Origin of the sequence: Erysipelothrix sp. strain 2 (EsS2-6-Brazil) (genome assembly GCF_016617625.1) — a bacterium.
Taxonomy (GTDB): domain Bacteria; phylum Bacillota_I; class Bacilli_A; order Erysipelotrichales; family Erysipelotrichaceae; genus Erysipelothrix; species Erysipelothrix piscisicarius.
Genome location: NZ_SBAR01000001.1, coordinates 89232 through 102059, shown reverse-complemented (window position 1 = coordinate 102059; position 12828 = coordinate 89232). Strand labels below are relative to the sequence as shown.

Sequence of the window (12828 nt, the reverse complement as noted above, 5' to 3'; positions counted from 1 at the left end):
TAAGCGAAAGGGGAGGATATCATGAAGAAACTTCAAGCAAAACTACAAACATTTTCAGGAGCAATGATGGTACCAATTATCTTACTTGTTCTTGTTGGTTTTTTTGTAGGTATTGGAAGTGCATTCACGAATTATATTCTTACAGAAGGTACAGTTTTACATGGTCTTTTTAGTTTGATTACAAGCTTAGGATTTATGTTTATGAATAATTTACCGGTTTGGTTTGCCGTAGCAATCGCATTTACCCTTGCTAAAAAAGAAAAGGGTTGGGCAGCCTTTGCTGGTATCGTACTTTACTTATCCTATATGACAAGTATTAAAAACTTCGCTGGACTTCAAGGATGGACAGCCGAAAGCACAAGTATTGAAGCATTGCTTAGCCAAGGTTATACAGAATTAGAAGCAATGAATTTCAATAACTTATGGGGCACTTCATTGGGCATCTTCACTTACAATATGGGTATTTTCTCAGGAATTGTAACGGGACTTGTTACAGCAAAAATCCATAACCGCTTTGTCGATACAGAACTTCCAGCAATGCTTGGCTTTTTTGCTGGAACCAAGACAGTTATTATTATGGTTGTATTTGCCTCTATTCCACTTGCAATAGGAACTTATTATATTTGGCCATTTATTGCAAAAGGGCTTGCAGGAATTACTGGATTTATTGGTAAATCTGGCTTGCTAGGAACTTTTGTCTTTGGTACAGTAGACAAAATGTTACTACCATTTGGACTACATCATTTGATTGCTTTCCCAATTGAATATTCTGCAGTTGGTGGCGTCATGGAAGTGGATGGCGTAGTCTATGAAGGAATTAAAAATATTATGAATGCACAAGCAGCTAGTGCAGGCGCATCTGGTTATCTTATAAGAAACTTTGCTTCAGGTAGAATTCTATTCCAACTTGCAGGCCTTCCAGGAGCAGCTTATGCAATGTATAAAGTTGCGAAACCAGAAAACAAAAAGAAAGTCGCAGCACTTTTGGTACCAGCGGTTATGACATTAGCACTAGTTGGTATTTCAGAACCAATTGAATATACATTCTTATTCTTAGCACCACAACTATACTTCTTCATCTACGCACCTTTATGCGGTTTAGCGTATGTGATTGCAGAGGTCTTCAAAATTTCTATTACTGGTAATGCTCTACTATTTATGATTCCAAACTTGTTTCAACCTCATAAAGTACATGCAATGAGTTTAATCTTCTTATTACCACTCACCTTTATCGTTTACTATTATGTATTCAAAGTCGCAATTGAAAAATTAGATCTCAATACACCAGGACGTAAGAGCTCTGATGCTGAATTAATGTCTAAGAAAGAATATCAAAAAATTCAAGCAGCCAGAGAAGTAGGTGGTGAAGAGCTCACACTTGAAGAAAAAATTATTGAAGCTCTTGGTGGCTATAATAATATTATCTCAGTGACAAACTGTGCATCACGACTTCGTGTCGAAGTTAAAGATGCAGATAAGGTATTAGATCGCTCTATTTGGGAAAATGAGCTCAATGCATCAGGTTTGATTCAAGCTAATAATAATTTCCAAATTATCTATGGCGTCCAAGTACAGTCTATCACCACGAAAGTAAAAGATTTATTAGGTATTGATTAGCTAGCAAAGGAACTTGAAGAAGAAATTAATTAAATCTAATATGAATAATTAATTTTAGGTAATTCAATCTGTTTCATTTATTAAATTTAGGAAAGATAGATCACTGATCTATCTTTTTTTTCAGTCTATATATTTTTTTCTTAATTCAAGTTTTAAATTATCATTTAAACATGTAAATATAAAAATTGAAATTGCTATATTGCCAAACTTAGTGAAAAAAGCACTTCATATTATTCTTTTTTATCCAATAAATTGTAGTCTTCTATTGTTTTAGTAGTCCAATCATTCAATTTATTTTATGAATTATTTAATAAAAAACGCAATAGAAAGCGCTTGCAAAATAATATTTGTATTGGTAAAATTTAAAAAAGAAAGGATGAAAAAATAGCATGAAAAGGTTCAAAAAAATCTTTTTGAAAACACTTATTGTTTTATTTTCAGGAATCTTCTCTTTTTTAGCAACAGCAAGTGTTATAGAGGCGGCATCTGCTACAAAGACACTCTGGGTTCCTCAATATTATCAAGGTGATACAAATTGGTGTTGGGCTACATCGGCAAAGATGGTGGGAGATTATCTATATGGTAGTAGAGGCAGTATATTAGATATCGTGTATAAAATTACAGGAAGTAGAGATGTATTACGAGCTGGCTCAAAAACAGAGACTCTAAAGGCCGTAAATTATGCAAGTAATTATGGAAACAATTATATCCTTGCTGATGAAAACCATTTAGGATATTGGAGATATGCTACATCAATAAATTATGGAAAGCCATATGTTCTTTTGATAGAAAATAATAGAATTAATAGAGGTCATGCAATCGTTGGAAGAGGGTATAAATGGGTAGAAAACGGAAATTCAAGTGATGTTCATTATATCTATATTAATGATCCTGCAAAGGGAACAAGTTATGTGAATTATGCACAATTTACTTCTGGAGTAGCAAGTGGTTATAGAAATTGGCAGATTAAACATAATATTATGGCAAATGGAAAATACTAGGAGGATTTATGAAAATTATTAACAAAAAATATAAATTATCGTTAATTATAATCTTTGTCTTAGTTGTTTTGTTTCCGATATTTTTGCTACTTACACCAATAAAGGCAGATTATTTAAATGAATCAACTGATTTGGATAATATTAGTATTAAGGAAGATGATTTAAATAATGTTGAAGAAAGTATTACATTCTTTAATTCTTTTGTAGATTCAAGAAACAATGGTTTTAGGACACGTTCTATTGGAGAAACTACTCCGCAAATAGCACCATTATCTGGATCAATGATTAAACTTATTTGTCTAGATACTGATATTATTGATCAGATTATTAATAGTGAACGAATTGATGTGAAAAATCAAACATTGAATATTTATTATCAATCATTAACTGAAACTAATCAACTTGTTGATTTTTCGGAATGGGAAGGTGAATACCAAGTAAGTAGTATTCAGGTCGATAATAATGGTCATTTAAATGTAGATATTCAATTTCTTCATAACATTAGTAATTCCAATAATATTCCATTAGATAATGTTCATTATATTGTTACCGAATATTTGCCGTCCTTGACATTTGTATATTTTGAAGGAGAGGATACAGTAATTCCATTTTATAACTTTTCTTTCGGTAACGATGTTATAGATGGAATTGAAGAGAAAAAAATTTATTCCGTACATGAACTCAAAGAACCTTTATCAAAATATGTAGAAAAAATAAATGCACTCAATAATTTTGATGATGAAGGTAATCGTCTATTTGGTGCATCTAATGAAAGCATTGTCTCTGATAAGAGACTACCAATCATTACATCATTAGTTACTGTAACTATGACAATCGGAGGTATATTTATCTACGAGCGACTAAAATCGTAGGATATTGGAACTAAATATTGATGATTATCAAGACATTTTGATTTATATAGTTATGTTGTATTGGATAATATTTAAATGATTATCTAAGAATCTCGAAGTTATCCAACTGGTTATGATACAAATCAAGATAATTAAAAAAAGAACTATTGCGAGAATAATATTTTTACTCTCGTAATAGTTTTTATTTTTTGTATATTTGTTTATTAGAATGAGATTATGACATATAAAATTTCCTAAGTCATGGCTGTGAACTTTGATGTTATGAATGTTATTTTGATGCTAAAATAGATATAAACAAAGAGAACTAGACTAGTATGGAGGGAAGAACTGTAGGAGACGATTGATATTCGTCTAATAAATTAAATCAGTCACTAATTATCTAAAATTGACCAATAAGAATAGTGGAAGGGGGTAAATGATGAATTCTAGACAGCGGAGAATCTTAGAATATCTTTCAGATAAAAAAATATGGATTAAGGGTAAAGAACTTTCACGTATTATGGGAGTAACTGATCGAACGATTCGCTCTGATATTGATTTATTAAATCAAGAACTTCCTGGAATTATAGAATCGAGTACCCGAGAAGGATATCAATTAAACTATAATAAATATCAGACTTATAAAGATTTAAATACAGATGTCATACCTCAAACTCCAGATGAGCGCAGTATTTATATCATAAAAATACTATTGTTTTCAAAGAAACGACAAAAAATTATGGATTTACAAGATGAACTTTTTGTAAGTGAACATACGATTGAAGGTGACATTAAACGAATCCGAGATTTAATAAAGCCATATGGGGGTTTAAAGTTAGTTCGAGAAAAAAATACAATATTCTTTCAAGGAAACGAACACCTTAAGCGGAAGATTTATCGTGACCTATTAACAAACGAGATTAAAGATAATTTTTTAAATATTAATCGTACAGCTCTTCTTTATAGTCGTTTTGATTTGGTACAGGTAACCAAAATATTTGAAGAGACTCTTAATAAATACAATTATTCGGTTAGAGAAACCGCGATTCCAATGATTGTGGTACATATGGGAATAACGATTGAGCGTATGTTAAGTGGTCATTATCTCACTGATGATTCTATTAATAAACAAGTGGATCAAAGAATTGAATTTGAAATATCAGAATATTTCTTTGAAAGAATTATACAGATAGTTCCAATAAAATATTCTATTACGGAAGTTAGAGGTTTTGCTAATATTCTTATGGGATATCAAAATGCTTATCACTTGAATGATATATTAGAATATAAAAATAAAATTGTAGATCTTTCAAAACTTCTTGATGAAGTTGTAAAAGTACTTTATGAGACTTTTGATTTAGACTTTTCAATGGACGAAGATTTTAAAAATGGATTGCATCTACATATTCAATCACTAGTTTTGAGAATGAAAAACGGTACAGTAATTCCTAATGCTCATCTACAAGAAATAAAAAAATCATACCCACTCATTTTTGAAATGGGATTGGTTATTGGTCGATTAATTGGAAATTCGTTTGGTTTTGAATTGTCTGAATCAGAGGTAGGTTTTATTTCACTACACATTGGAGCGGCATATGATCGTTTATCTAGTAAGAAAAAGCATCATGTACTATTAATTGCTCCGCATAATCGAAGTCTTTCAAAATTAACTAAAGGGAAGATTACGAACATGTTTAAAGAACGTATGGAAATTATAGCAATACACGAGTACTATGTTGAAAAAAACATCGAAAAGATGAATGTTGATTTGATAATTACTACGTTGCCTATCGATCATAATCTTGAAGTAAAAACAGTTCAAATTTCGATGTTTTTGAGTCACGAGGACGAAGGAATGATATTCAGGGCATTAAATGAATTAGATAAAGAAGAATTTAACCTTGAATTTGGCAATCAATTTGGCACTTTAATTGATGAACGTTTTTTCTTTAAAAATCTCGAGAAAGAAACACCAAAAGAAGTTATAGATTATATGAGTCAAAAGCTTTATGAGAACGGTATTGTTTCAAAGGACTTTAAAGATTCTATTTTGGATCGTGAAGCAATGTCGTCGACATCATTTAGTTATTCAATAGCAATTCCCCATCCTTTGGATCTCAAGAGCAAGCAGTCAAAAGTGGCTGTTGCATTATTAAGAAAACCAATACAATGGGGAAGTTATAACGTCAAACTGGTAATGATGCTTGCAATAAACGAAAAAGATAGCTCAACAATGTGGTTGTTTTTTGATTGGTTATCGGAAACCATAACAAATCCATCAAAAATGTCAAAGCTGTTACAATCAAAAAATAGAAATGAATTTGTTCATTGGATGATGAATGATTAGGAGGATACAATGACAGATATAGAATTAGTAAGTTTTAAGATAATTAGCGAAGTTGGTACTGCAAAATCCTTTTTTATGGAAGCAATTGCTTTTGCTCAAAAAAATAATTTTGTAAAAGCACGGAAATTGATTGAGGAAGGCGAGAATCATCGCATTTTAGGACATGAGACCCACTTTGAATTAATTCAAAAGGAAGCAAGCGGTGAACCGCTTGGGATTAATTTGATTCTAATGCATGCAGAAGATCAATTGATGGCAGCTGAAACAATTAAAATTTTAGCAGAGCAACTTATTAAGAGTTATGAAATAATTAATGAATTAGCGATACAAATCAATAAATAAAAACCTTTCAGTATAGAAAGGTTTTTATTTATTGATTCTAAAATTCTTACGAAAAGTATCTAGAGATATGTAATATAGGTGAATTTGAGAACTATCATCACATAGTCACGTAATTATGTTCCGTTGTCTTAGGAAACGATAATATAAGCAAGCGGTTACATTAGCGGATATAATGTAAGTACAATAAGGAGGGAGAAGATTTATGAAGAGAGTATATTTATTTTGTAATGCTGGGATGTCAACGAGTTTGTTAGCAAGCAAAATGCAAACAGTTGCAGACTCACATAAGTTACCAATTGAAGTAAAAGCATTCTCTGACTCGAAGATGGATTCTATTGTCCAAGAATTTAATCCGGATGTAATTTTGTTAGGGCCACAAATTAAATATAAATTTGAGGAAACTAAAGCAAAATATGCGGGATCAGGGGTACCTGTTGAAGTCATTGATTTAGAGGATTATGGCAAAGTTGATGGAGAACGTGTATTAAAAAAAGCAATTATGCTAATTAAGGGAAAGGGGAAATAAGATCATGTTTGATTGGTTAGAAAAAACGATGGCTCCAATTGCTGAGAAGCTAAGTACAAATAAAGTATTGGTTGCTATTCGTGACGGTTTTTTAGTTAGTACTCCGTTAATTATAGTTGCATCGATATTCTTATTAATTGCGAATTTCCCTATAACTGGATATCCGGAGTTTATGGAGGGAATTTTTGGATCAGGTTGGGACAGCCATTTATTGGTGGTATCAAATGCTACAATAAATATGATTGCACTCTTAAATGTTTTAGGTATTGCTTATTCATATGCTAAACAACTAAAAGTTGAACCTATTTCGGGAGGAGTGGTTGCGCTTGTATCGTATCTAATCATTACGCCACAAACACATGAATTGTTCCTAAATGCAGATGGAAAAGCATTTAGAGGGTTTGCTTTCTCAAATTTAAATTCTCAAGGTTTATTCCTCGCCATGATTACCGCGATTGTTGCCGTTCAAATCTTTGCATATGTAACGAAAAAAGGTTGGGTAATTAAACTTCCTGAAGGTGTTCCACCAGCAGTAATGGGATCATTTGCTGCTTTGGTTCCAAGTATGTTTGTAATGATTACGTTCTTCTTAGTGCGTTTATTATTTGTGAATACATCTTTTGGAAATGCACAGAACTTTATTTTTACAGTATTGCAAACACCTTTGATGGGACTTGGAACAAATAAGTTATTTGAAGTAATTTACCAGTTTTTATCAACTCTGTTCTGGTTCTTCGGTATCAATGGACCTGCAATTACAAATACCATATTCTCTCCAATTCATAATACGATGACTTATGCAAACCAGGCAGCCTACATTGCGGGTGAATCGCTACCATATATCTTTACGGGTCCATTCTCTGACTTTTTTGGAAACTACGGTGGTGGCGGAAGTACATTATCATTAGTCCTATTAATGGTCACAATGGGTAAATCGCAACGTATGAAACAATTAGGTCGCTTATCGATTGTTCCTGGAATATTTGGGATTAATGAAATGATTATATTTGGACTTCCAATCGTACTGAACCCAATAATATTGATTCCATTTCTACTTGTACCGGTTATGAATATAGCATTATCAACAGTTGCGACAATCATTGGAATCATTCCATATACAACGGGTATTGCATTACCATGGACAACACCAATTTTCTTCTCAGGTTGGTTATCAACTGGTAGTCTATTTGCTGGAATATTCCAATTAGGACTTCTAGCACTCGGTTGCTTAGTTTATTATCCATTCTTTAGAGTCTTAGATAAGCAATATCTCGAAGATGAAAAGAAACCACAAGATTTACAAGTGGATGAATTAGATGATATCTCACTCGATGATATTTCGTTTGATGACTTATAAGATTTAATATATAAAACACGAAGCGACTTGTGAAAGACCGATATGGACTTCATAAGTTTGCTTCGTTTTATTTAGGAGGACAATTATGAGAGTATTACTATTTTTTGATCAAACACAAGCTGGAGCTGGAGGTAAGGAAAGACCGAACGTTGAGTTGGCGGTGGAAAAAGGCGGAATTGGATCTTACCACATGTTTGAAAAATACATTAAACAAGAAGGGGGTCTCGTTCTAGCGACTATGTATTGTGGTAATGGTTATTTTTTCGACCATGAAGAAGAAGTGAAGCGTAAAGTTGCAGGACTTGCTACCAAATTAAAAGCAGACATTGTATTATGTGGTCCATGTTTTGATTATCCAGATTATTCAAGGATGTCAGCAATTCTTGCACAATACATTGAAAAAAACACTGATACAAAAGCAGTAGCAATGTTCTCAAAAGAAAATGAAGAAGTGATTGAACAATACAAAGACAGTGTGAGAATCATCAAAATGCCACGTAAAGGTGGAACAGGTTTGAATGAGTCGCTTGAAAACATGTCAAAAGTTCTAAAAGCAGTTGTAGAAGATCAGCCAAAATCAAGTTATGAATCGTTTATATATTAAGGAGTTGTAATTACAATGAATCGTTTACAAGAATTATGTGCATTACCTGGGGTATCAGGTGATGAGAAAGAAATTCGAGATTATCTCTATAATTTTTATATTGATAAAGATTTAGAAATCATTGAAGATCGTCTAGGATCCGTATTTGGTGTGAAAAATGGAAACTCTAATTACAATGTTATGATTAGTTCAAACATGGATGAGAGTGGACTCATGATTTCTAAAATTAATGATAACGGAACTATGGAATTTATTGTCGTTGGTTTATATATGAAAGCATGGTTGAACAATCAGTATGTAACACTCCTCGATCGCCATCATAAGAAGTTATCAGGAATCGTATTACGAAAAGACGATGACTTTGTTATTGATGCTGGATTTAAAACTAAAGAAGAAGCTGAAGGTGCTGGAGTTCTTGTTGGTAATTTTGTCATCGCTACACCAAGATTTGAGTTGTTAAATCAGAATGTTGCAGCCAATAATTTATCAAACAGAGCTGGTATCGAAGTCGGTCTAAAACTTTTAGAATCACTTGAAAATAAGAATTTAAACTTTAATCTCAATGTTGGAGGGATTTCCCATTCGGTCGTTGGACAACGTGGTGCTATTACTGCGACAACATCAGTGCATCCAGATCTTGCTATCGTTGTTGATGCCGTTTATGTTGAATCATGGGACGACAAATATATTTTTATAAGAAGCTTTGATAAATCACTATTACCAAGTCAAATATTAAAACAAGATCTTTATGAAGCAGCCAAAGCATGCGGTTTTATGCCTCAAGCTCATTTGACTGATCTTCCAACAGACGGTTCTTTTATTCATAAATCCTTATCCGGTACACCAACAGTCGTAGTGGTAATTCCACTTAAATATAAAGATTCGATTTACAATGTCATTGATACACAGTACCTCGATAATATTACTACTGTATTGAATCACTATTTAACAACTTTAAATTCTAAGCGTATTGTGGAAACACAAAACTGTAGAGGAACTCGTCATGAATAATCAAATTTATTGGAATGATTTATTAGAATTATCAGATATTTATGGTGTTTCTGGTATGGAATATCGAGTTGTAAAATATCTACAAGAAAAAATTAACTTACCACTTGAACAAGATGGTATTGGTTCAGCTCTATTTACTCAAAAAGGACATGGACTTCGCATCATGGTGGCTACACATATGGATGAGGTCGGTTTCTATGTGAAAAAGATTGATGAAGGTGGTTATCTTTTTTTACAACCAGTTGGTGGTATTTGGCCCCATGTAATCATGAACCAAGATGTTGTAGTTATTAATGATCATGATGAAGAATTCTATGGAATTATTGGTAGTAAAGCAATGCATGGAATGACGATAGAAGAAAAAAGTAAAACAATTCCAATTGACCGTGTTTATGTAGATATGGGTGTTTCTTCTAAAAATGAAATACTTGATAGGGGTATTAAAGAAGGGGATATGGTCGCGTTTGTATCAAAAAGTCGTATCATGAATGATAAAAATTATATTTGTGGTAAGGCCTTTGATGATCGCGCAAGTGTAGCGGTTGGAATGTGGTTAATGAATTCTCTAATTAATAAGCCAACAGATAATGAAGTTACTTTGGCAGCAACAGTACAAGAAGAAGTAGGACTTCGTGGCGCTCGAACCACTGCGGATTTGGTTTATCCCAATCTAGCAATTGTGATAGATACTACAGTTGCTGGAGATACTCCCGAGGATCATAATATCATTCGACTCGGTGGAGGAGTTACTATTAGTGTTATAGATTCTATGACTATACTAAATAGAGGTCTTCTTAATTATCTTGAAGGGATTTGTCGAACCAACAATATTCAATACCAATTAGGATGCTTCTTAGATGGCGGTACTGATGCGGGAAACATTCATAAATCACGTGAAGGAATTCCATCAATCATATTATCCATTCCAATGCGTTATATGCATACGCATCGAGGTGTCGTTCATAAATTCGATATCCAAGAAACATTACGATTAGTGGAATATATTGTCAGAGATCTAACAGTAGAAAAGTATAGAAAAATATTAAGTGAAAATTACAATTATAGAGAGTAGAGGTATAAACTATGTGGGGTATTATTGCTACGTGGCGAATGGCTAAAGAAGGTGTAGATAGTGCAGTTACTATCCTAGAAGATAATGGTAATGCAGGAGATGCAATTGAAACAGCAATTAAAGCAGTTGAAGATTTCCCATTCTACAAATCAGTCGGTTATGGAGGACTTCCAAATGAGGAAATGGAAGTAGAATTGGATGCAGCATATATGGATGGTACAACATTTGATATTGGCGCTGTCGCAGCAATTAAAGATTTTGCAAATCCAATTTCAATTGCACGTTCTTTAAGCCGATATAAAGTTAATAATTTATTGGTAGGTGCAGGTGCAGAGGCTTACGCTCATAAGGAAGGATTCGAACGTAAAAACATGCTAACCAATCGCGCCAAAATTCATTATCATAACCGCGTAAAAGATATTCGTGAAATCGAAATTTCTCCATATTCAGGTCATGATACGGTAGGAATGGTTTCGGTAGATAGCGAACAAAATATTATTGCTGGTACATCTACAAGTGGCCTTTTCATGAAGAAAAAAGGACGCGTTGGCGACTCACCAATCATTGGGTCAGGACTCTATGCTGATAGTCTTGTTGGGGGAGCTTCCGCAACAGGTCTAGGTGAAGACTTGATGAAGGGCGTCGTTTCGTATGAAGTTGTGAGACTAATGAAGGAAGGAATCACACCACAAGAAGCAGTAGAAAAAGTAACATTCGATCTTGATCGTGAATTGATTGAACGTCGAGGTGAAGCAGGTGATATTTCTATTGTTGCTATGAATAAAAATGGTGAATGGGGAGTTGCATCAAACATTGATAATTTTTCATTTTCGGTAGCAACTGAAAAGCAAGCGAATACTGTTTATATCACAAAGCGAGTAGGAGATCACATGATACATGAAATTGCCCCCCAAGAATGGTTAGATAAGTACTTAAGTGAACGTGTGAAACCTTTGGAGGGAAAATAATATGCTTAATAAAATTTATGCAAAAATGGATGAATTAATGCCAGAGCTTCTAAAATCAATCCAACGTCTTGTTGCTATTGAATCTGTTGAGGGGGTTCACACTGAGGATGCACCTTACGGTGAAATGCCTAAAAAAGCACTTTTAGAGGTGCTTAGCATTGCTGAAGAACTAGGATTTCATACAAAGAACATTGATAACATCATCGGTTATGCGCAGTATGGTGGGGGGGATGGCGACTATATCGGTATCTTTGGTCATGTTGATGTCGTTCCAGTAGGAGAAGGGTGGTCTTATCCACCACTTGGCGGTGTCATCGATAGAGGACGAATTTGGGGTCGCGGCGTCTTAGATAACAAAGGACCAATTCTTACAAATCTTTATGCGCTCTATGCTCTTAAAGAATTGGGAGTGACCTTTAATAGACCGGTTCGTGTTGTTTTTGGTACAAATGAAGAGTCAGGATTTGGATGTGTTAAACATTATTTGACCAAAGAAAATCCTCCGGTATTTGGATGGACACCAGATTGTAAGTGGCCAGTAGTTTACGGAGAAAGAGGTCGTGCTCTAATTCAATTTGTTAATCATGGCTCTCAAGAAGACTTTAATGAATTTATTAACGAATACATTCTGTCAAGTCCAAATAATGGTGTTAAGTTAGGTATTAATGTTAAAGATGAAGACTTTGGTGAAATGATTATGCGTGGTTATAAACTGGGTATGACTCATGATAACCTATTCTTCCAAATTTCATTAAGTTATCCTAAAGTAAAAACTGTGGATGAACTGGTGGAAATAATCCGTGAGGTAACTCCTGAAAGTATTGAAGTAGTTTGTGCTCACAACTGGAATCCTGTATTTTATGATAAAGAGTCACCAGAAATCACCTTATTAACTGATGCTTATGAAGAAGTAATGGGTGAACGTTTGGCTCCAGTTACAACAACAGGAGGTACTTATGCAAAAATTATTCCTAATATTATTGCATTTGGTCCAAGTTTCCCAGCTCAAAAAGATATTGCCCACTTACCAGATGAGTGGATGAATCTTGATGATATTTTGAATAATGCCAAAATTTATAGCAATGCTCTCTATAAATTGAAAGATCTATAAAAGTAGAATTATTCAAAAGAG

General features: G+C 33.6%; 12 protein-coding genes. All 12 read left to right on the top strand.

Annotation, left to right across the window (positions count from 1 at the left end; translation table 11 throughout):
* Nucleotides 1-21 precede the first annotated feature (21 nt).
* The 12 genes from EPJ89_RS00410 to EPJ89_RS00355 all read left to right on the top strand — a co-directional run bounded on the left by EPJ89_RS00410 (nt 22) and on the right by EPJ89_RS00355 (nt 12807).
* Nucleotides 22-1617, top strand: coding sequence for a PTS transporter subunit EIIC (locus tag EPJ89_RS00410; protein ID WP_200548742.1), 1596 nt, complete (start codon nt 22-24; stop codon nt 1615-1617).
* 389 nt (nt 1618-2006) lie between these two features.
* Nucleotides 2007-2618, top strand: coding sequence for a C39 family peptidase (locus EPJ89_RS00405; RefSeq protein WP_200548740.1), 612 nt, complete (start codon nt 2007-2009; stop codon nt 2616-2618).
* An 8-nt stretch (nt 2619-2626) separates the two neighbouring features.
* Nucleotides 2627-3490 carry a hypothetical protein gene (locus tag EPJ89_RS00400; RefSeq protein ID WP_200548738.1) on the top strand — a complete coding sequence of 288 codons (864 nt, stop codon included), beginning with the start codon at nt 2627-2629 and terminating at the stop codon, nt 3488-3490.
* Nucleotides 3491-3908: 418 nt separating this feature from the next.
* On the top strand, nt 3909-5816 hold the full coding sequence (locus EPJ89_RS00395) for a BglG family transcription antiterminator (protein ID WP_200548736.1): 1908 nt from the start codon (nt 3909-3911) through the stop codon (nt 5814-5816).
* A 9-nt stretch (nt 5817-5825) separates the two neighbouring features.
* Nucleotides 5826-6158: a PTS lactose/cellobiose transporter subunit IIA gene (locus EPJ89_RS00390; RefSeq protein ID WP_200548734.1), complete on the top strand. Its 333-nt coding sequence runs from the start codon at nt 5826-5828 to the stop codon at nt 6156-6158.
* Between the two features lie 202 nt (nt 6159-6360).
* Nucleotides 6361-6684 carry a PTS sugar transporter subunit IIB gene (locus EPJ89_RS00385; protein ID WP_200548732.1) on the top strand — a complete coding sequence of 108 codons (324 nt, stop codon included), beginning with the start codon at nt 6361-6363 and terminating at the stop codon, nt 6682-6684.
* 4 nt (nt 6685-6688) lie between these two features.
* Nucleotides 6689-8041, top strand: a complete 1353-nt coding sequence (locus EPJ89_RS00380) for a PTS sugar transporter subunit IIC (protein ID WP_200548730.1) — start codon at nt 6689-6691, stop codon at nt 8039-8041.
* Between the two features lie 85 nt (nt 8042-8126).
* A complete protein-coding gene (locus EPJ89_RS00375; RefSeq protein WP_200548728.1) occupies nt 8127-8645 on the top strand; it encodes a GrdB-related putative oxidoreductase in 519 nt (172 codons plus the stop codon).
* Between the two features lie 15 nt (nt 8646-8660).
* Complete coding sequence (locus EPJ89_RS00370; protein ID WP_200548726.1) at nt 8661-9656, top strand: hypothetical protein; 996 nt, start codon at nt 8661-8663, stop codon at nt 9654-9656.
* The gene (locus EPJ89_RS00365) at nt 9649-10728 is read left to right on the top strand and encodes a M42 family metallopeptidase (protein WP_200548724.1); all 1080 of its coding nucleotides are present in this window, start codon (nt 9649-9651) and stop codon (nt 10726-10728) included. Before EPJ89_RS00370 ends, EPJ89_RS00365 begins: the two co-directional genes overlap by 8 nt.
* A gap of 11 nt (nt 10729-10739) precedes the next feature.
* Complete coding sequence (locus EPJ89_RS00360) at nt 10740-11696, top strand: N(4)-(beta-N-acetylglucosaminyl)-L-asparaginase (protein ID WP_200548722.1); 957 nt, start codon at nt 10740-10742, stop codon at nt 11694-11696.
* 1 nt (nt 11697) lies between these two features.
* Nucleotides 11698-12807, top strand: coding sequence for a Sapep family Mn(2+)-dependent dipeptidase (locus EPJ89_RS00355; protein WP_200548720.1), 1110 nt, complete (start codon nt 11698-11700; stop codon nt 12805-12807).
* Nucleotides 12808-12828 lie beyond the last annotated feature (21 nt).

Coding starts and splice junctions, on each gene's coding strand:
- EPJ89_RS00410 (WP_200548742.1), top strand. CDS start 22: ATGAAGAAACTTCAAGCAAAACTACAAACATTTTCAGGAGCAATGATG.
- EPJ89_RS00405 (WP_200548740.1), top strand. CDS start 2,007: ATGAAAAGGTTCAAAAAAATCTTTTTGAAAACACTTATTGTTTTATTT.
- EPJ89_RS00400 (WP_200548738.1), top strand. CDS start 2,627: ATGAAAATTATTAACAAAAAATATAAATTATCGTTAATTATAATCTTT.
- EPJ89_RS00395 (WP_200548736.1), top strand. CDS start 3,909: ATGAATTCTAGACAGCGGAGAATCTTAGAATATCTTTCAGATAAAAAA.
- EPJ89_RS00390 (WP_200548734.1), top strand. CDS start 5,826: ATGACAGATATAGAATTAGTAAGTTTTAAGATAATTAGCGAAGTTGGT.
- EPJ89_RS00385 (WP_200548732.1), top strand. CDS start 6,361: ATGAAGAGAGTATATTTATTTTGTAATGCTGGGATGTCAACGAGTTTG.
- EPJ89_RS00380 (WP_200548730.1), top strand. CDS start 6,689: ATGTTTGATTGGTTAGAAAAAACGATGGCTCCAATTGCTGAGAAGCTA.
- EPJ89_RS00375 (WP_200548728.1), top strand. CDS start 8,127: ATGAGAGTATTACTATTTTTTGATCAAACACAAGCTGGAGCTGGAGGT.
- EPJ89_RS00370 (WP_200548726.1), top strand. CDS start 8,661: ATGAATCGTTTACAAGAATTATGTGCATTACCTGGGGTATCAGGTGAT.
- EPJ89_RS00365 (WP_200548724.1), top strand. CDS start 9,649: ATGAATAATCAAATTTATTGGAATGATTTATTAGAATTATCAGATATT.
- EPJ89_RS00360 (WP_200548722.1), top strand. CDS start 10,740: ATGTGGGGTATTATTGCTACGTGGCGAATGGCTAAAGAAGGTGTAGAT.
- EPJ89_RS00355 (WP_200548720.1), top strand. CDS start 11,698: ATGCTTAATAAAATTTATGCAAAAATGGATGAATTAATGCCAGAGCTT.